Origin of the sequence: Phenylobacterium sp., assembly GCF_031412415.1 — a bacterium.
Classification (GTDB): domain Bacteria; phylum Pseudomonadota; class Alphaproteobacteria; order Caulobacterales; family Caulobacteraceae; genus Phenylobacterium.
In genome coordinates, this window is record NZ_JANOCX010000021.1 from 14338 (window position 1) to 31482 (window position 17145).

A 17145-nucleotide genomic window follows, 5' to 3' on the forward strand; every position below is an offset into this window, starting at 1 on the left:
GCCTAAAGGCTGAACGCATGCGCGGCAAGGCGCGGGAGGAAACGGAGAGGTCCATCGTCTTGGTCCTTAGGTCGTAAGGGTGACGGATGGAGCTGTCGCACGAGCCCCATCCGCATCTGCGGGAGGCTCGGGCGGGGGTCGCTTAGGCCATGCGATCCCGGCCGATCCCGCTATGCGAGGTCGGATGGTGATGGCCGTGATGGTGCGAAACCCTAGTCATTGCGAGCGGGGTTCTAGCGCCAATGTGTGAAGAAGGCGAGTCGGTCGGCCCCGCCGCGGCCTCGAAAGCCTAGGCCGACCCACGCTCCGGGCGAGGCCGGCGCTTGTTCCTGGCCCACTCGTCGTAGAAGGCGACCTTGGCGTCGATGTCGTGGGCGGCGGCCTTGAGATCGGCGATCTGCGCCTCGATCGCCGCGCGGTGGTCCTTCAACAGCGACTTGCGCGCCTCCAGGGTGCGCCAACCCTGTACCGAAAGCTCGGTCAGCCGACGCATCTCCGCCACCGACATTCCCGTGCGGCGCATACGCTCCAGGAACAGCAGGTGCTCGACGTGCTCGGTTTCGTAGACCCGGCGTCCTCCGGCGTCACGGCCGACCGCTGGTATGAGGCCCTGGGCCTCATACCAGCGGATCGTATGGACGCTTCGATCCACGAGCTGGGCGAAGCGTCCGATATGGCAGCGAACGCTCACGCCGACAGGGGCTCAAGCACGGCCTCGGCGAGCGCGGAATCGAGGTACTCGCGGACTTCCTTCATCCTGCCGTCCGCCATCTCGATAACGAAGCAGTAGCGGTTGTTGTAGGCCTTGCCGGACTTCAGGGTCACCGCACCCTGCGCCTCGACGATCACGGCCTCGCCCTCTGCGAAGATGTTGGTGGCGGTGTTGGTGTAGGCGCTGGCGTATTGCTTTCGGAGCGGTGCGAACAGGTTATCCCGCGCCTGTTCGCGGCCGTGCTGCACGTCGCCCCATACCCCTCCGACCATCGGACGCCAGATCACGTCCTCCGCCATGGCCTCGTAGAACGGCCTATTGTCGCCCTTCGCCAGGGCCTCCATCGCCTTGGCGACGATTTCCTTGTTCTCGATATTTCGCATCTCACTGGTCTCCGGATTGCACCAGTGACGGAGGGAACATCCTAGAGCGTGCTCTAGGTCAATAGGCTGATTTCGTGGGACGCCTGCTGGTGGTTTTCCGCCCCCATCCAAGGCCTCACCCAATGACGCCGACGCCGCCTGTGGCGGCGATGACCTGGCCCTGGATGAACTCGGCGTCCGGGGAGAGCAGGTATTCCACCAGGGAGGCGTAGTCGCTGTCGCGGCTGGCGCGGCCGGACGGGTTTGACCGGGTGGCGCGGTCGACCACCGACTGGGCGGCTTCCTCGCTCCCCACCATGGCGGCGACGGATGTGGTGTGGACCAGGCCCGGCGCCACGCCGTTGATCCGCACGCCGCGCGGGGCGAGCTCGGCGACCAGGTAGCGGACGATGGCCTCGGCCAGCGCCTTGCCGACGCCCAGGGCGCCGTAGTTGGTCGAGGGAATGCGGGCGCCCATGCTGGTGATGAACACCACGGAGGACCCTCGCCCCAACAGGTGCTGGGCGGCGTGAACCAGGTAGAGCAGCGACAGTCCGTTGGTCTCCACCGCCTGGCGGAAGCGGACGAGGTCAGCGCCCAGCAGGGTGGTGGGATAGATCATCGCGGCGGAATGGACGATGTGACTGAGACCGTGGCCCTGGGCCTCGACCTGGGCGATCAGGTCGGCGCAGCCCTCGATCGTTCCGACATCGGCCCTGACCAGTTCGACAGCCGCGCCTGTGGCGGCGATCTCGGCGCGAGCCGCCTGCGCGGCGGCTTCGTCGCTGTGATAGGCCAATGTGACCCGCCCGTGGACCGCCGCCAGGCGCTTGGCGATGGCCAGGCCGATGCCCTTGGTCCCGCCGGTGACCAGGATGGTCATGAGTCGGCCGGGGTCAGGGTCGGGGTCCTGTAGTCCATGCCCTCCAGCGCGGGGCTGGCGTCGGCGGCGTCGAACCCGGCCATGATGGCGGCGAACCGGCCCTGGACGAAGGCGCGCATGTCGGGATGGGTGAAGATGTAGGGGTCCTTGGCGAGCACCGACTCCAGCACCCGCTTGCCGACGCGCTCCGGGTCGATGCCGTTGTCGACGAAGGAGTTCTGGACGATCTCGCTGACCACCGGGCCACCGTATTGCGCCTGACGGGCGCGGCCGGACTGGTTGATCTTGGTCTTCACGAAACCGGGGCAGAGGACGGCCACGTGGATGTTCTCGGGCGCGAGCTGGCGCAGCCAGCCCTCCGACAGGGCGACCACGGCGTATTTGGTGGCGCTGTAGGGCTCCATCCCCGGGGCCGAGATCAGCCCGGCCATGGAGGCGGTGTTGACGATGCAGCCCCCCTCCCCGTGGCTGCGGATCAGCGGCAGGAAGGTCTCCGTGCCATAGACCACGCCCATCAGGTTGACCGCGACGATCCAGTCCCAGTCCGCGGGCTTGACGTCGCCCACCGGCCCGCCGACGCCGACGCCGGCGTTGTTGGCCACCAGGTGAACCTTGCCGAACGCCTCGATGGTCTTGGCGGCGGCGGCCTCGACGGCCTTGCGGTCGGCCACGTCGCAGATGACGCTGGCCGTCCGGATCTGGCGGGCCTCGAGATCGGCCACGGCCTTGGCGAGCGGGGCTTCCTCGATGTCGGCCAGCATGACGTTCATGCCCGCCTCGCCGAAGGCGTGCGCCATGGCCAGGCCCAGGCCGCTGGCCCCGCCAGTGATGAAGGCGGTCTTGCCTTTCAGGTCTTCCATGACTTTTCCCCGTATTATGATTTAAGGCGCGCGATCAGGTCGGCTGTGGACGGATCATGCGCGCCCGGCGCCCCGCCTTCCAGCTCCTTGAGGACGGCGACGGCCAGGCTCTTGCCCAGTTCCACGCCCCATTGATCGAAGGAGTTGATCTCCCACAGCACGCCTTCGACGAAGGTCTTGTGCTCGTAGAGCGCCAGCAGGGCGCCCAGGGCGTGGGGGGTAAGTGCGTCCAGCAGGATGAAGCTGGAGGGCCGGTTTCCGTGGAAGGTCTTCTGCGGCGCCAGCCCGTCGATGTCGCCCGGCGCCATCCCCTTGGCCGACAGCTCGGCGCGGACGGCGTCCTCGGACTTGCCGACCATCAGAGCCTCGGCCTGGGCGATGGCGTTGGCCAGCAGCTTGGCCTGAGAGGCGGGCTCGCCCTCGGAGGCGTTGCGAACCGCCAGGATGTCGATGGGGATGATGTCGGTCCCCTGGTGCATCATCTGGAAGAAGGCGTGCTGGACGTTGGTGCCGGCGTCGCCGAACACCGTGGTCGAGGTCGCGCGCGAGACGGGGACACCGGTGGCCGTGGTCTGCTTGCCGTTGGACTCCATCTCCAGCTGCTGGAGGAAGGTCGGCAGCAGATGCAGGCGCTGGGCGTAGGGCACGACGGCGCGGACAGGGCGATCCAGGCCGTTGCGGTTGAAGATGTGGGCTAGCGCCAGGAGGACCGGGGCATTGGCCGTGAGCGGCGCGGTCTGAAAGTGGCGGTCCATGGCGTGGGCGCCGGCCAGCAGGCTCTCGAACGCCTCCCAACCGAGCGCGATGGCGCACGACAGGCCGACCGAGGACCAGACGGAGTAGCGACCGCCCACCCACTCGCCGAAGCCGAACACCTGATCGGCAGGGACGCCGAAGGCGGCGGTCTCCTTCGGCGCGGCGGAGACCGCGATGAGATGGGCGTCACCCGCGCCGCCCAGCGCGGCGCGCAGCCAGCGGCGCGCGATCTGGGCGTTGGTCATGCTCTCCTGGGTGGTGAAGGTCTTGGAGACCACCACGACCAGGGTCTCGTCCGGATTCAGGCCGTTGAGCGCCAGAGCCATGTCGGCCGGGTCCACATTGGCCACGAAGCGCAGGTCGATGGCCGGCGCCAGCGGACGCAGGGCGTCCCAGACCAGGCGGGGTCCGAAGTCCGACCCGCCGATGCCGATGTGGACGATGGACTTGAAGGCCTTGCCCGTGGCCCCGCGCTTGGCGCCTGAGTTCACCGCGTCGGCGAAGGCGCGCATAGCGTCGCGGACGGCGTCGACGCCCGCCGAGACCGGCTCGCCGTCAGCCTTGAAGTTCGCGCCGGGCGGGGCGCGCAGGGCCATGTGCAGGGCCGCGCGCCCCTCCGAGGCGTTGACCACGGCGCCGGCGAAGTGGGCGTCCCGGGCGGCCTCGATCCCGGCGGAGCGGGCGAGGTCCAGGGCGACGGCGAGATCGGCTTTCGACCAGGGCTGCTTGGATAGGTCCAGGTAAAGGCCGGCGGCCTCCAGCGACAGGGCCGCCACCCGGTCGGGCTCGGCCGAAAACAGACTGTCGATGCGGCGGTCGCGGGCGTTGTGGGCGGCGGCTTCCAGACGGGACCAGGCGGCTTTGAGCATGCGGCTAAGTTCGGCCCTCTTCCAACGGTAGCGACGCGTTTACCCTGCGGGCGTAGCAAAAGCCCAAAGCGCTGTCTTTCGCCAATCCGCCAGAAGGGTCGCCCATGTCCTGCGCCGCCGTCGCCGCCGTCGCCGTCCTGTGGCTGGCCGCCGCCCCGCCGCCGGGCTCGGCCGGGATCAGCCCGCCCCCACCGCCGCCCGCCGTCTCGGTGGCCAAGGAGCCCCTGTTCGCCGACATCGTCGCCCGCGCCGGCGCCCTGAAGGCCGCCGTCGAGGCGTTCAAGGCCGGGCCGCCGACGCCCGCCTTCAAACAGGCGATCGGCGAACTGGCCGCGCTGGACATGCAGGGCCACTTCGCGCTGGCCAAGCGCGGCACGGATGGCGACCTGAAGTGCATCCTCAAGGGGATCGCCGAGGACCTGCCGCTGAAGCTCAAGGCCCTAGAAGACGCGGCGACCGACAAGGCCCGCGTCCAGGCTGTCCAGGACCTAGGCTACCTGCTCAACGACAATGTCGAGGTCATCACCTCGCCGCCCGAGGGGCAGGTCTAGCTACTCCGCGTACTTGATCGAGCAGCCGTAGGGCTTGGAGGCGGGGGTCGACACCGCGCGGCCGGCCTTCACGTCGGCGAGGGCCGCGACCACGTGGTTCTTGGCGCCCTTGAGGCTGGCGGGATCGGCCACCGGCTTGTCGTCGATGCCGCCCAGGTAGACGAGGGTCCCGGCCTTATCGACCACGTACAGGTGGGGGGTTGTCTTGGCGTCGTAGATCTTGCCGACCTGGCCGGCAGGATCCAGCAGCAGGGCGGTGGAGCCGGCTCCCGTCGAGGCTTTCCAGGTCTTGGCCTCACCCGGCGCCACATAACCCTGCTTGCCCGGCGCCGAGGAGATCAGGGTCAGCCAAACCACGCCGTCCTGGGTGGCGCTCTTCTGCAGGCCCTGCATGTTGGCCGAGTCGTAGTGCTTCTTCACATAGGGACAGCCGCCGTTGGTCCATTCCAGGACCACGGTCTTGCCCTTGAACTCAGCGAGCGAGCGGGTCTTGCCGTCACCATCCTTGGCGGTGAAGCCCGGGGCGGGCTGGCCCAGGACGGGGGCGGCGACGGCGCTGGTGGCCAAGCCGAGCGAAACGGTGGCGGCCAGGGCGAGCTTGTAAGCAGACGTCATGGGAACCTCGGGTCAGCGGGTCTGGGCGTCCTTCAAGGCGCGGACGACCAGGCCCTCGGTCAGGATCTGAGGCAGGATAACGCCGTCGCCGCCCTTCGCGCCATACACGAGATAGAGCGGAACCCCGGCGCGGCCATGCTTGGCGAGCTCGGCGGCGATGACCGCGTCCTTCAGGGTCCAGTCGGCCTTCAGATAGACCGCGCCGGTTTCCTTGAAGGCGTCGGCCACACCCTGGGTGGCGAAGGCGACCTTTTCGTTCACCTGGCAGGTGACGCACCAGGCGGCGGTGAAGTTGACGAACACCGGCTTGCCGGCGGCCTGGGCGGCGGCGACCTTCTCGGGGCTGTAGGCCTCATAGGGGACCGTGGGCGCGCCGCCCTTGGCAGGTTGCGTCGAGGCGACCTGCGGCCCGCCGTAGCTGGGCCAGACGGCCGCGGCGATGGCGGCGATGGACAGGGCCGCGCCCAGGCCGGTCAGGACAAGGGGCTTGCCGCCCTCGGCATGCCGGCGCTGCGCCACGCCCAGCAGCCAGGCGGCGAGCGCCAGGACGACGGCGGCGGCGAAGACACGGGCGAGCGCTGTGTTCCCCGCCTGGATGGTCAGCACCCAGACGAGCCAGGCGGCGGTCCCGTACATCGGGAAGGCCATCAGCTTCTTGAAGCCATCCATCCAGGGGCCGGGCTTGGGCAGGCGCGCCAGCAGGCCCGGCACGAAGGCGGCCAGGGCGAACGGGGCGGCGAAGCCCAGGCCGAGCGCCAGGAAGATGGCGAGCGCGGCCGGGGCGCTCTGGGTCAGGGCCCAGCCCAGGGCGGGCGCCATGAAAGGCGCGGTGCAGGGGGCGGCCACCACGACGGCCAGCGTCCCGGTGAAGAAGGCGCCGGCCAGGCCCTGGCGGCTGGCGAGGCCAGAGCCCGCGCCCTGCAGCGAGGTCCCGACCTCGAACACCCCCGAGAGGTTCAGCGCGACGGCCAGCATCAGCAGGGCCAGGCCCGCCACCACCGGGGGTGACTGCAGTTGGAAGCCCCAGCCCACGGCCGTTCCGCCCGCGCGAATGGCGATCAAGGCGCCGGCCAGGGCCAGGAAGGTCGCCAGGACGCCGGCGAGGAAGGCCAGGCCCTGGGCCTGGGCAGCGCGCCGATCATGGGCGTGGCCGGCCAGGGAGGCGGCCTTCATGGCCAGGATCGGGAAGACGCAGGGCATCAGGTTGAGGATCAGCCCACCCAGGAAAGCGAAGGCCGCGGCGAGCGGCAGGCTGAGAGACCCGCCGTCGCCGCCCGAGGACTTGGGCGGCGGGCCGAGGCCCGAGGCGCCGGCCGGAAGCGCGCCGACATCGGCGGAAATCTCATAGGCCTTGTCGCCCAGGCTCAGCACGCCGCTCATGGCCTTGGGGCCCGCGCCCTCCTGGAAGGCGTATCCGGGGGTCAGGGTCAGGGTGAGGCCGTCAGGCCCGCGCTCGATGGGCTGGGGCTTGGCGTGGTCGAGGATGCTGGAGTCGAAGGGGAAGAAGTAGGCCTCCGAGAGATCGACGCCCTTCAGGGCCGCGCCGGTGACGGCGAGCGCGACACTGGCGCCCTGCTTGGCGAAGACGCCCGTGAGGCCCGCGGGACCAGGCGCGTCGGCCAGGGCCTTGGCGATGGCCGCGCCCCAGGTGGGATCGGGCTGGGCCAGGCCGTCGGCCACCGTCAGGGTCAGGGTCAGGACGGCGTCCTCGGGGACGCAGATTTCCTCGCAGACCAGGAAGGCCGCGGCGGCCTTAAGCGTGACGGTCTCGCCCGGCTTGGCGCTCGCCGGGACGGTGATCGCGACGGGCAGCAGCACCTCGTCATGATAGCCGTAGTTCATCAGCGGGCCGGTCGGCTGGCGCTGGGGCGTGGCCCAGACAATGTCGCCCGCGGTCCAGCCGGGGGGCAGGGTCCAGACGATGCGGGTCGCCTCGCCGCTGTCGCCGGAGTTTCGCCAGTAGGTGTGCCAGCCCTTGTCGATCTTCTGGCGCAGGGCGACGTAGGTGGTGGCGCCGGGCGTCACCGTGGCGTCGCGGGCCACCAGCTCGGCCACCAAGTGGCCGGTGTCGACGGGCTGGGCCAGGGCGGGGAACGCCGTCAGGACGACCAGGGCCGCCAAGATCTGGGCGAAGAAACGCGTCATCCGTTCATCCCGACAAGCTACGCCCGCTATATGGCCCGCGAGGAGCAATCCGCAAAGCTACGCTGTGGCTGGCGCGGCGGATGCGGCGCTACAGCGTGATCCAGCGCCTTGGCCACTTCCAGCCGAGGGGGCGGACCTCGCCGGCCTTCAGGGCCAGGGCGCGGACCGTCTGGGCCGACAGCTCGCTGACCACATGCACCGGTTCCAGGCCGCCGAAGGGGCTGGTGGCCACGCCGCCGATCAGCATGGCGCGGTCGATGGCGGTCCACTCGGCCTTGTTGCGGTCCTCATGGCCGACGGCGAAGAAATGGCGCAGGGGCGCGGGCTCGCCCGCCAGCTCCACCATCACCCCGATCATCCATCCACTCGCCATCGGCAGGTTCGTATCACGCCCCCGGCGCGGTGAAGATGGCGATCTCGTCCATGCGCGTGAAACCGAGCTTTTCGGCGAGCTTCCAGGAGGCGGGATTGTCCTCCACCGCATCCCAGACCGCCGCGCGGCCCTGGGCCCCCATGTGGGCGATCATGTGGGCGGCGCACAGCCCGGCGTGGCCCTGGCGCTGGAATTGCGGAACCGTGTCGATGGAGACGTCCCACAGGGTTTCGGTCACCGCGCCGGGGTAGCAGAAGGCCACCGGGCGCCCGTCGACGAAGGAGGCGCTGACCGGGGCGCCGTCGGGATAGGTCGCCAGCTCCTCGCGCAGATCGTCCGGCAAGGGAACATCGGCCAGGGCGGTCACGTCGACGAACCGCACATCGCCCGCGTCAGGCAAGGGCAGGCGCGACGGATCGGCCGACAGGTGCAGCAGGCCGCGCTCGAAGGTCCAGTCCGGCAGGCGCTCCGCCAGCCAGGCGGCCTGCTCGGATCCGGCCAGCACCGCCTCGACATCGTGGGTCAGGGCCTGGGCGAAGGCGGCCTCGTCGGGCGGGCCGAACAGGAGGACCGTCTCCCCGTCCCCGTCGCGGTAGACGAACGACAGTTCAGGCGTCTCGGTGAGGCCGAAGACCTCGCCCTCGCCCCGCAGCAGGCCGGCGCGGAGCTCGACCCAGCGGGGAATGTCCGGCAGTCGGCGGGCCAGGGCGCGGAGCCGCCAGGCGTCGGCGCGCCAGTCCCAGGCGAGGCGGGTCAGCTCGTACTCGACCTCGCCGTGCTCGGCGCCGGCGATGACCTCGGGCCAGTCGTCGAAGAAGGTGCGGACATAGGTGAGACCGAGCTTCTCCATCACCCGGCGCGAGGCCAGGTTGACGCTCATGGTCTGGGCGTGGACGCGCCGGAGGCCGAGCTCCTCGAAGGCCACCTCCAACAGGCGGGCCGCGCCCTCGGTCGCCAGACCACGCCCCCAGGCGGCGTGGCGCAGGCGGTAGCCGAGCTCGGCCTCGTCGGGATCGCCGGCCGGATCGGGGCGTAGCGAGAACCATCCCACGAAGACGCCGCTCGCTTTTTCCCGCGCCGCCCATATCCAGCGCTCCAGACGTCCGCGCCCAGCGATCATGAGCGGCAGGTTTTCGACATAGGTCGCCCGCGGCGTCGGCTTGCCGCCGGTCAGGAAGGTCATCACCCGAGGATCGCTGTCGAGCTCGACCAGGTGCTCCAGATCGTCCGTCGTGAACGGCCGCAGGACCAGGCGATCGGTCTCCAGGAAATTCGGCATCGGCGTCCCCATCTTAGACATCAGGATGGGGTGGCCTATGCTTGGGGCCAAGTGTTGCGCGGCCACACTCGACTTGTCGCGTTCACCCGCCATCATCGGCGAATCACCGTTGTTCCGGAGTTCAGGCCATGCCCGCGTCATTCGACGATATCGAGATGGGTCAGGTGGTGTCCCTGGGGGAGATCCCCGTGGACGCCGACGCGCTGGACGCCTTCATCGCCGCCTTCGCCCCTGGCTGGCCGGCCGAGCGCGGGGCGCCCGACGCCATGGTCTATGCGATCTGGTGCCGGCTGGATTCAACCTCGGCGATGGCGTGGCCGCAGACCAAGCGCCTGGGCGTCGACGCCCTGCGCTGGGCGCGCAACCCGCCGGCCGGCGAGCTGCTGCGCGGGCGGATGACGGTGATGGGCAAGGACCCCGTCGGCGACGGCAAGGGCATCGTCATCGCCCAGCACGACCTGTTGGACGAGGCGGGGCGCCTGGTCTTCTCCTGCCTGACGCGGAGCGTGTTCGCGCGATAGCATCCACCCTCCCCACAAGGGGGAGGGTGGGCGTCAAGTCGTCCTAGGCGTTGGCCGCCTGGGGTTGGGCGGGCATGCGCGAGGTCGCGAGCGCGATCAGGCGGTCCCAGCCGACCAGCGAGGTCAGGTGGCAGTAGATCTGGCCCAGGGCGCCGTTGTCGCGCAGCTCGACGAACTTGTCGGCCGGCAGGGCGTTGAGCTTGGTCTCGGAGACGCCGAAATAGTCGGCGACCTTCTGGGGCTCGCCGGCGGTGCCGTCTTCATTGGTGGGGGTGAAGTTGGCGGTCTTCAGCTCGAACAGGTCCAGGTCCTTCAGGATCTGAACGAAGCTGAGGGTGCGCTGGCGCTCGGTCTCGTAGTCGTTGCAGAACTGGATACAGCCCTGGGTGTACTCGGTGGGCTCGCCCTTATCGTCGAAGAAGGTCATGTCGCCGCCCTCGACCACGAACTCGGCGGCGCGGTCGATGCAGAGGATCATCTGGCCGGCGCTCGTGTCGTTGGCGAACACGAACGGATAGCGGCGGATATAGGCCGGCACGTAGACGCCCGGCTCGAACAGACCGTTTTCCTGCAGGAACATGTTGGTCCCCGGGTTCAGGCCCATGACCATCAGCGGGATCTTCTCGTCGCCGACGAAGATGATCGGACCGCAGACGCCGGCGAGGCTGAATTCGGTGACCGTCAGCGGAATGGCGTGGCCCTCACGGGCGAAATTGAACGGGCCGTCCATGCGCTTGACGCCCAGACCCTTGTGCAGGTCGATGGAGAGCGGCTCCGGCTTCTTGTAGAACAGCACATTGCCGGTGAGCTGGCCCATGCCGGTTTGAGTGGTCGTCGCCATTGCTGAGATGATCCTGGGCGATTGAAGTTGGACGTCGGCGCGCCGTTACAAGCTGGCTCCGACAAGGTCGCCGCTTCTACCCGATGCTTGCCAAGGCGGCAAATGGGCTCGCGCGCGTCTTGCCTCCGGCCACCCGAACGGCTTCAATCCGCCGCATATCGAAACGCCGACAAGGCGACATACCGGAGGATACATTTTCATGGCGATTTTTTACCCCGACATTCTCGATCAGAAGACGGCCCCCCGCACCTTCACCTATGGCGACAAGGACGTGATGCTGTACGCCCTGGGCGTCGGCATGGGCCAGGACCCCATGAACGAGACGGAACTTCCCTTCGTCTATGAGAAGAATCTCAAGGTCATTCCGACCGCCGCCACCGTCCTGGCCTCGGGCCTGCGTGGGTCGGCCGGACCGGCGCCGGAGATGCCCGCCGGCCATCGTCCCAGCCAGATCAACTTCCTGATGGTCGTGCATGGCGAGCAGAAGGTGGAACTGCACAAGCCGCTGACCGCGCACGGGACCTACACCGCGCAGGGCCGCACCGCCGGCGCCTTCGACAAGGGCGAGGGCAAGGGCGCCGTCATCATCAACGAAACCATCTGGACCGACGAGAAGGGCGAGAAGGTCGCCACCCTGACCGGCTCCACCTTCGCCCGCGGCGACGGCGGGTTCGGCGGCCCGTCGGAAGGGGCGCCGGAACCCCATGTCGTCCCGACCCGGGCGCCAGACCTGTCGGTGGACTTCACCACCCGCGAGGATCAGGCCCTGCTCTATCGCCTGAACGGCGACCGCAATCCGCTGCACTCCGATCCTGACGTGGCCAAGCGCGCCGGTTTCCCGCGCCCGATCCTGCACGGGCTGTGCACCTACGGCATCACCTGCCGCGCCGTGCTGCAGGCGATCACCGACTTCGACCCCGACCAGATCCTGAGCCACCAGGCGCGGTTCTCCGCCCCGGTCTTCCCGGGCGACACGATCACCGTCGACCTGTGGAAGGACGGCAAGAACATATCGTTCGAGGCCCGCGTGAAGGAACGCGGCGCCACCGTGATCAAGAACGGCCTGACCGTCCTGCGCTGACCGTTTTTCCTCCCCCGTCGCCGTGGGTCACGGGGGAGGAAGAGCCGTTCCCAATCGCGGAATGGCGTTCTAGAAACGCCTGATGGTCCGCACCTCCTCGATCCTCGCCGGCGCCGCCCTGGTGGCCCTGTTGACCGCCTGCTCCGCGCTCGCGCCCGCCGCGCCGCCGGTCGACCCGAGCCTGGCGGCCCCTCTCAACCCCATCCCCACCACCCTGACCGGCTATCTGTCGAAGGACGACCTGAACGGCGCGGCCCTGCTGGGTCCGCCGCCCACGCCCGACAGCCTGCAGGGCAAGGCCGACCGCGCCCGCTACCTGGAGACCCGCTCGCTGGAGGGCAGCCCGCGCTGGGCCCAGGCCATCGTCGACAACGACCTGTGGGGCGGCGGGGCGCTGAAGCAGTACGCCTGCAAGATGGGCGTGGCCCTGGACGAGACGAACACCCCCGCCACGCTCAAGGTTCTCCACCGCATCGAGCTGGACGTGAGGACCATCGGCACACCCGCCAAGGACGCCTACAACCGGCCGCGGCCGATGATCGGCGACGACCGGGCGATCTGCGTGCCGCGCGAAGACTGGATGAAGACCAACGCCTCCTATCCGTCGGGGCACTCGATGACCGGCTGGGCCTGGGCGCTGATCCTGGCGGAGCTGAAGCCCGCGAAGGCCGATTCGGTGCTGGCGGTGGGCAAGTCCGTGGGCGACAGCCGCGCCATCTGCGGCGTTCACTATCCCAGCGACATCGAAGCCGGCCGCACCCTGGCCTCGGCCATGGTGGCGACCCTGCACGGCGACCCGGCGTTCCAGTCCGACATGCGCAGGGCCCACGCCGAGATCGCCCGCGCCCGGACCGCGCCCAGCGGCTGCTAGGCCGTCGCGATGAAGACCACCGACTGGCGCAACGGCCCGTCTACCGGCTGGTCGGGATACTCGAAGTCCAACTCCGGACGCCGGACCATGCCCAGGCGCGTCATCACCGCCTGAGAACGCAGGTTGCTGGGCGCGGTGAAGGCCCAGATCTCGGGGAGGCCCAAGCGCCCGAACCCGTCGGCGAACACGGCGGCCGCCGCCTCGGTGGCGTAGCCCTGACCCCAGGCCTCGCGCACCAGCCGCCATCCCATTTCCGGAACCCCGGCGATGGGCAGGGTCTCGAAGGCCCGCATGATCCCGTTCCACCCCAGGAAGGCGCCGTCGGACTTTCGCTCCACCAGGAAGCGGCCGTGGCCGTTGGCCTCCCAGCTCGCCTCCACCCGGTCGACGCGGGCGTCGGCTTCGTCGCGGGTGAGCGTCCCGCCCAGCCAGTCCATGACCACCGGGTCGGCGCAGATGGCGGCGAAGGCGTCGCGGTCACCGGGCTGGTCGAAGCGGCGCAGGATCAGGCGCTCGGTCTCGAGTCTCATCGGCGCCTCGCGTAGACGACATGGCGGCGTAGGGGATGGTCCTCCGCCAGCCGGGGGTGATCGAAGTCGCGGGACGGGTCGGGCGTCATGCCGATGCGGGTCATGACCGACTGGGACTTGAGGTTGGTCGCCGCGGTGAAGGCGATGATCTCGGGCGTGTCGATGTTGGCGAGGCCCCAGTCGAGGGCGGCCTGGGCGCCCTCGCCGGCCAGGCCCTGGCCCCAGGCCTCGGGGGCGAGACGCCAGCCCATCTCGATGGCCGGTCCGACCGGCAAGGCCTCGGCCTTGACGGTGGAAAGTCCGATCATGCCGACCATCCGCGCCTCGGACTTGCGCTCGGCGGCCCACAGGCCCCAGCCGTGAGCCTCGATATGGGCGTTGATGCGGTCGAGGATCGCGTCGCTGGCGGCCCGGTCGCTGACCCCGCCCAGCCAGTCGCCCACGCGCGGGTCGGCGTTCATCGCGGCGAAGGCGTCGCGGTCGTCCTCCCGGAAGGGACGCAGGATGAGGCGGGACGTCTGGATCACGCCCGATTCAATCAGGCCGGGCGCGGCGCCGTCAACGCGCCGTAGAGGTCGGTCCGGCGGTCGCGGAAGAAGCCCCACGCGGCGCGGTGGGCGGCCAGGAAGTCGAGATCGAAGCTCGCCTGCACCAAGCCCTCATCGTCGCGGCCCAGGGTCGAGACCAGGTCGCCGCGATGGTCGGCGATGAAGGAGGAGCCATAGAACTGCTGGCCGCCATTGGGATAGCCGTCCCAGGGCTCGAAGCCGATGCGGTTGGCGCCCACCACCGGGATGACGTTGGAGACGGCATGGCCCTGCATGGCGCGGCGCCACGGGGCGGCGGTGTCCAGGCTGGCGTCGTGCGGCTCCGAGCCGATAGCGGTGGGATAGAGCAGGACCTCGGCGCCCATCAGGGTCATGGCGCGGGCGGCCTCCGGGTACCACTGGTCCCAGCAGATGCCGACGCCCAGGCGTCCGAAGCGGGTGTCCCAGACCTTGAAGCCCGTGTCGCCCGGCCGGAAATAGTACTTCTCCATGTACCCCGGGCCGTCGGGGATATGGCTCTTGCGGTAGAGCCCCATCAGCGCGCCGTCGGCGTCGACCATCACCAGGCTGTTGAAATAGTGCGGGCCCTCGCGCTCGAAGATCGAGATCGGCAGGACCACGCCCAGCTCGGCGGCCAGCGGGGCGAGCGCGGTGACGCAGGGATGCTCCCGCCACGGATGAGCCTCCGCGAACCAGCGCTCCTCCTGGGCGACGCAGAAGTACGGACCCTGGAACAGTTCGGACGGCAGGATGACCTGGGCGCCGGCGGCGGCGGCCTGGCGGATGAAGCCCTCGGTCGTCTTGATGTTGGCGGCCAGGTCCATGCCGTAGGCGGTCTGGATCGCCGCGACGTTGATCGTGCGGGCCATCAGGCGGGCTCCTGCTGGGTGATGCAGTGGAAGGACCCGCCGCCAGTCAGGATGGCGTCGGACGGCAGGCCGATGACCTGGCGATCGGGGAACACGGTCTTGAGCGCCTCTAGCGCGAAGGTCGCCGCGCGGCTCTCGCCATAGGTGGGCATGATCACGGCGCCATTGGCGATGATGAAGTTCATGTGGCTGGCGGGCGCGGCGCCGCCCTCATGGCTGTCGATCCAGCCCGGCGAGGGCACGCGGACCACCTGCAGCGGGCGACCGTCGGCGTCGGTCATGGCGGCCAGGCGCCGCGCGGCGTCGTCATAGGCCTCGACGTTCACGTCGCCGCGGCCATAGGCCATGGGGCAGACCACGACGCCCGGTGCGGCGAAGCGGGCCAGGTTGTCCACGTGACCATCGGTATGGTCGTTGGCCAGGCCATCGCCCAGCCACAGCACCTTGCGCGCGCCCAGGGCCGTGGCCAGCGCGGCCTCGGCGGCGGCTTCCGTCCAGCCGGGGTTGCGGTTGGGATTGAGCACGCACTGGCCGGTGGTCAGCACCGTGCCGATCCCGTCGTGGTCGACGGCGCCGCCCTCCAGGATGAAGTCGTGCTGGACCAGGGGAACGCCGGAAGCCTGGGCGATCTGGCCGGCCACCTCGTCGTCGTGCTCCAGCTCGTAGCTGCCGCCCCAGCCGTTGAACCGGAAGCCCCGGGCGCTGTCGCCCGCGGGGCCCTTGGCGAAGATCGGGCCGGTGTCGCGCAGCCAGATGTCGCCGAACCGGCCGGGGACGATCTCCACGCCCGCCGCGTCGCCCAGCAGCCGCCGAGCATCGGCCTCGCCGGCGTCGCAACCGGTCAGCAGGCGCACGCGCTCTGCGCCGGGACCGGCCAGGGCGCGGGCCAGGGCGGCGACCTCGGCCTGGGCCTGGGCCAGGTCCTCCTCCCACAGCTCCGCATGGCTGGGGAAACCCAGCCACATGGCGCGGTGGCGAGCCCATTCGGCGGGGACGAGGACGGTCATGGTCTTCCTACTCTGATCGGACGCGCGCAGATGGGCGGATGCGGGGCCAAGGTCAAGCGGGGCATAAGAAACGGGCGGCCGCACCGCTGCGCCCCCCCCCTTCGATTCCGTCGCTGCGAGAAGCTTAGAACTCGTAGCGGAGGCCGACCTGGATGGTCCAGAGTGATCGGCCCGTGTTGATGTTCTTGTTGAAGGCGCTCGCGTTGAAGTTCGAGTAGCGGTAGCGCGGGCAGGCGAAATCGCCGGCCGCGACCGCAACGCCGGCGGCGTTGGCGCACGCGACGCTCACCACGTTGGTGACGTCGGTATACTCGTCGACGATGCCCCACTTGTCGTTCAGCAGGTTCAGCACGTTCTGGATGTCCAGGACGACGCGGAACTTGTGGCTGGCGATCAGCGACGGCAGTTGCTGACTGATCTGGAGGTCGAGGACGTTGATGTCATCGTTCTTGAAGACGCCTTTGTCCTGGATCTGGTTCTCGGACAGGCCGAACTGCTGGACCAGTCGCAGGAAGTTGTCGCGGGTAGCCGCGTCGGCGAAGGTCACCGGCCCGTAGTCGAGGCCGCTGGCGCCGCCGCCGCCCGAGATCTGAGGCACGTACAGCAGGTGGTTGGAGCCGCGATTGACGCCGAACACCGGGCCGCGGCCCGTGGTGGCGTCGGACATGACGAAGCTGGTGGTCCGACCGTTCCGACGCTCGCCGAACAGGGTCGCGCGGGTGTCCAGATCGCCGAAGAATTTGCGAGCGTAGCTGGCTTCGAACTTGAAGCCGTGCTCGATCTCTTCGTACGAGGTGCCGTAGGCCGGTTCGTTAGGATCGATGCCCGCCGGCGACTGGTAGCTGGAACTCTGGGTCGAGGAGAACCGCAGGGACGAGGAGAAGTCCTTGATGTTCTGATAGGTGTAGCTGCCGGTCAGGTCGAGGCCGAAGTCGAAGGACTTCGAGAGCGACAAGGCGGCGACGACCGCATAGCCCTTATCGTGGTTGTAGAAGACCAGATCGCGGTTCGATGAGTTGGGGCTGACCGAGCTGACGCCGGCCGCGGCGCGTTGAGCGGCGGTAGCATTCACCGAGTCGTAGCGGATACGGCCATCCGGCAAACGAGCCAGAGCGCCGTTGATGACGAGCGGCACGGCGCGGGTGTCACGGATGTAGAGGCCGTCGTTCGTCTTTGTGCCGACGATATCGACGCCCACCCGCACGCCTTCCGCCCAAGCGAACGGCAAGTCGTATTGCGCCGAAAGGAACGCTTTCCAATCGGAGGGGAAGTTGAACCCGGGGGTGAAGGCCGCGACCTCGGCCAGGGGCGAGGCGCTGCCACCACCTTGGAAGCTCCGGACGGCGCCAGGCAGGTCGTAGAAGGTGCGCGCGTCGGTGCGGCTGACGTTCAACGCCGAGGCGCCGATCGCCTGGGTGAAGCCCGGGGTCCCCGTGGTTTCCGTGAAGAGGCCGCTCGCCAGCCGCTGGACG

General features: G+C 69.3%; 18 protein-coding genes and 1 pseudogene. 4 read left to right on the forward strand and 15 right to left on the reverse strand.

Going from position 1 to position 17145, the window contains the following annotated elements; genetic code table 11:
- Positions 1 to 289: 289 nt before the first annotated feature.
- From RMO04_RS01045 to pgi, 5 genes are all read right to left on the reverse strand, one after another.
- Positions 290 to 691, reverse strand: a complete 402-nt coding sequence (locus tag RMO04_RS01045; protein WP_309642943.1) for a MerR family transcriptional regulator — start codon at positions 689 to 691, stop codon at positions 290 to 292.
- Entirely contained in the window at positions 688 to 1095 is a 408-nt protein-coding gene (locus RMO04_RS01050; RefSeq protein ID WP_309642944.1) for a nuclear transport factor 2 family protein, read from the reverse strand. Before RMO04_RS01050 ends, RMO04_RS01045 begins: the two co-directional genes overlap by 4 nt.
- A 115-nt stretch (positions 1096 to 1210) precedes the next feature.
- Entirely contained in the window at positions 1211 to 1957 is a 747-nt protein-coding gene (locus RMO04_RS01055) for an SDR family oxidoreductase (protein ID WP_309642945.1), read from the reverse strand.
- Entirely contained in the window at positions 1954 to 2817 is an 864-nt protein-coding gene (locus RMO04_RS01060; protein ID WP_309642946.1) for an SDR family NAD(P)-dependent oxidoreductase, read from the reverse strand. The genes RMO04_RS01055 and RMO04_RS01060 overlap by 4 nt, the downstream gene beginning before the upstream one ends.
- A gap of 14 nt (positions 2818 to 2831) precedes the next feature.
- Positions 2832 to 4442: a glucose-6-phosphate isomerase gene (pgi, locus tag RMO04_RS01065; protein WP_309642947.1), complete on the reverse strand. Its 1611-nt coding sequence runs from the start codon at positions 4440 to 4442 to the stop codon at positions 2832 to 2834.
- Positions 4443 to 4546: 104 nt separating this feature from the next.
- Here pgi and RMO04_RS01070 point away from each other — a divergent pair, with 104 nt between their 5' ends.
- Positions 4547 to 4993, forward strand: a complete 447-nt coding sequence (locus RMO04_RS01070; protein WP_309642948.1) for a hypothetical protein — start codon at positions 4547 to 4549, stop codon at positions 4991 to 4993.
- Here the strand turns inward: RMO04_RS01070 and RMO04_RS01075 are convergent, their stop codons facing one another.
- The 4 genes from RMO04_RS01075 to RMO04_RS01090 all read right to left on the reverse strand — a co-directional run bounded on the left by RMO04_RS01075 (position 4994) and on the right by RMO04_RS01090 (position 9405).
- On the reverse strand, positions 4994 to 5608 hold the full coding sequence (locus RMO04_RS01075) for a thioredoxin family protein (protein ID WP_309642949.1): 615 nt from the start codon (positions 5606 to 5608) through the stop codon (positions 4994 to 4996).
- Positions 5609 to 5620: 12 nt separating this feature from the next.
- Positions 5621 to 7753: a protein-disulfide reductase DsbD domain-containing protein gene (locus RMO04_RS01080; RefSeq protein ID WP_309642950.1), complete on the reverse strand. Its 2133-nt coding sequence runs from the start codon at positions 7751 to 7753 to the stop codon at positions 5621 to 5623.
- Between the two features lie 88 nt (positions 7754 to 7841).
- The gene (locus tag RMO04_RS01085) at positions 7842 to 8126 is read right to left on the reverse strand and encodes a hypothetical protein (RefSeq protein ID WP_309642951.1); all 285 of its coding nucleotides are present in this window, start codon (positions 8124 to 8126) and stop codon (positions 7842 to 7844) included.
- Positions 8127 to 8139: 13 nt separating this feature from the next.
- A complete protein-coding gene (locus RMO04_RS01090) occupies positions 8140 to 9405 on the reverse strand; it encodes a GNAT family N-acetyltransferase (RefSeq protein WP_309642952.1) in 1266 nt (421 codons plus the stop codon).
- A gap of 128 nt (positions 9406 to 9533) precedes the next feature.
- On the opposite strand from RMO04_RS01090, the gene RMO04_RS01095 reads away from it, so the two are divergent.
- Positions 9534 to 9926, forward strand: a complete 393-nt coding sequence (locus RMO04_RS01095) for an acyl dehydratase (protein ID WP_309642953.1) — start codon at positions 9534 to 9536, stop codon at positions 9924 to 9926.
- A gap of 43 nt (positions 9927 to 9969) precedes the next feature.
- Here the strand turns inward: RMO04_RS01095 and RMO04_RS01100 are convergent, their stop codons facing one another.
- Positions 9970 to 10767: a SapC family protein gene (locus RMO04_RS01100; protein WP_309642954.1), complete on the reverse strand. Its 798-nt coding sequence runs from the start codon at positions 10765 to 10767 to the stop codon at positions 9970 to 9972.
- 199 nt (positions 10768 to 10966) lie between these two features.
- Here RMO04_RS01100 and RMO04_RS01105 point away from each other — a divergent pair, with 199 nt between their 5' ends.
- Together RMO04_RS01105 and RMO04_RS01110 are read left to right on the forward strand one after the other, a co-directional pair.
- Positions 10967 to 11848, forward strand: a complete 882-nt coding sequence (locus RMO04_RS01105; protein ID WP_309642955.1) for a MaoC/PaaZ C-terminal domain-containing protein — start codon at positions 10967 to 10969, stop codon at positions 11846 to 11848.
- An 82-nt stretch (positions 11849 to 11930) separates the two neighbouring features.
- Positions 11931 to 12719, forward strand: a complete 789-nt coding sequence (locus tag RMO04_RS01110) for a phosphatase PAP2 family protein (protein WP_309642956.1) — start codon at positions 11931 to 11933, stop codon at positions 12717 to 12719.
- Here the strand turns inward: RMO04_RS01110 and RMO04_RS01115 are convergent.
- The 5 genes and pseudogenes from RMO04_RS01115 to RMO04_RS01135 form a co-directional block, all read right to left on the reverse strand.
- Positions 12716 to 13249 (reverse strand): GNAT family N-acetyltransferase, encoded by a 534-nt coding sequence (locus RMO04_RS01115; protein ID WP_309642957.1) that lies wholly within the window; start codon positions 13247 to 13249, stop codon positions 12716 to 12718. The genes RMO04_RS01110 and RMO04_RS01115 overlap by 4 nt on opposite strands.
- Positions 13246 to 13776, reverse strand: coding sequence for a GNAT family N-acetyltransferase (locus tag RMO04_RS01120; protein ID WP_309642958.1), 531 nt, complete (start codon positions 13774 to 13776; stop codon positions 13246 to 13248). The genes RMO04_RS01115 and RMO04_RS01120 overlap by 4 nt, the downstream gene beginning before the upstream one ends.
- 11 nt (positions 13777 to 13787) lie before the next feature.
- Positions 13788 to 14666 (reverse strand): N-carbamoylputrescine amidase, encoded by an 879-nt coding sequence (gene aguB, locus RMO04_RS01125; protein WP_309642959.1) that lies wholly within the window; start codon positions 14664 to 14666, stop codon positions 13788 to 13790.
- Entirely contained in the window at positions 14666 to 15673 is a 1008-nt protein-coding gene (locus tag RMO04_RS01130; RefSeq protein ID WP_309642960.1) for an agmatine deiminase family protein, read from the reverse strand. Before RMO04_RS01130 ends, aguB begins: the two co-directional genes overlap by 1 nt.
- A 124-nt stretch (positions 15674 to 15797) precedes the next feature.
- Positions 15798 to 17145: pseudogene (locus RMO04_RS01135) on the reverse strand (hypothetical protein); the annotation flags it as partial.

Bases quoted from the DNA above. Each gene is read 5' to 3' on its own strand.
- RMO04_RS01130 (WP_309642960.1), bottom strand. From the start codon at position 15,673: ATGACCGTCCTCGTCCCCGCCGAATGGGCTCGCCACCGCGCCATGTGG.
- RMO04_RS01110 (WP_309642956.1), top strand. From the start codon at position 11,931: ATGGTCCGCACCTCCTCGATCCTCGCCGGCGCCGCCCTGGTGGCCCTG.
- RMO04_RS01105 (WP_309642955.1), top strand. From the start codon at position 10,967: ATGGCGATTTTTTACCCCGACATTCTCGATCAGAAGACGGCCCCCCGC.
- RMO04_RS01115 (WP_309642957.1), bottom strand. From the start codon at position 13,249: ATGAGACTCGAGACCGAGCGCCTGATCCTGCGCCGCTTCGACCAGCCC.
- RMO04_RS01085 (WP_309642951.1), bottom strand. From the start codon at position 8,126: ATGGCGAGTGGATGGATGATCGGGGTGATGGTGGAGCTGGCGGGCGAG.
- aguB (WP_309642959.1), bottom strand. From the start codon at position 14,666: ATGGCCCGCACGATCAACGTCGCGGCGATCCAGACCGCCTACGGCATG.
- pgi (WP_309642947.1), bottom strand. From the start codon at position 4,442: ATGCTCAAAGCCGCCTGGTCCCGTCTGGAAGCCGCCGCCCACAACGCC.
- RMO04_RS01060 (WP_309642946.1), bottom strand. From the start codon at position 2,817: ATGGAAGACCTGAAAGGCAAGACCGCCTTCATCACTGGCGGGGCCAGC.
- RMO04_RS01080 (WP_309642950.1), bottom strand. From the start codon at position 7,753: ATGACGCGTTTCTTCGCCCAGATCTTGGCGGCCCTGGTCGTCCTGACG.
- RMO04_RS01090 (WP_309642952.1), bottom strand. From the start codon at position 9,405: ATGCCGAATTTCCTGGAGACCGATCGCCTGGTCCTGCGGCCGTTCACG.
- RMO04_RS01100 (WP_309642954.1), bottom strand. From the start codon at position 10,767: ATGGCGACGACCACTCAAACCGGCATGGGCCAGCTCACCGGCAATGTG.
- RMO04_RS01055 (WP_309642945.1), bottom strand. From the start codon at position 1,957: ATGACCATCCTGGTCACCGGCGGGACCAAGGGCATCGGCCTGGCCATC.
- RMO04_RS01075 (WP_309642949.1), bottom strand. From the start codon at position 5,608: ATGACGTCTGCTTACAAGCTCGCCCTGGCCGCCACCGTTTCGCTCGGC.
- RMO04_RS01050 (WP_309642944.1), bottom strand. From the start codon at position 1,095: ATGCGAAATATCGAGAACAAGGAAATCGTCGCCAAGGCGATGGAGGCC.
- RMO04_RS01095 (WP_309642953.1), top strand. From the start codon at position 9,534: ATGCCCGCGTCATTCGACGATATCGAGATGGGTCAGGTGGTGTCCCTG.
- RMO04_RS01070 (WP_309642948.1), top strand. From the start codon at position 4,547: ATGTCCTGCGCCGCCGTCGCCGCCGTCGCCGTCCTGTGGCTGGCCGCC.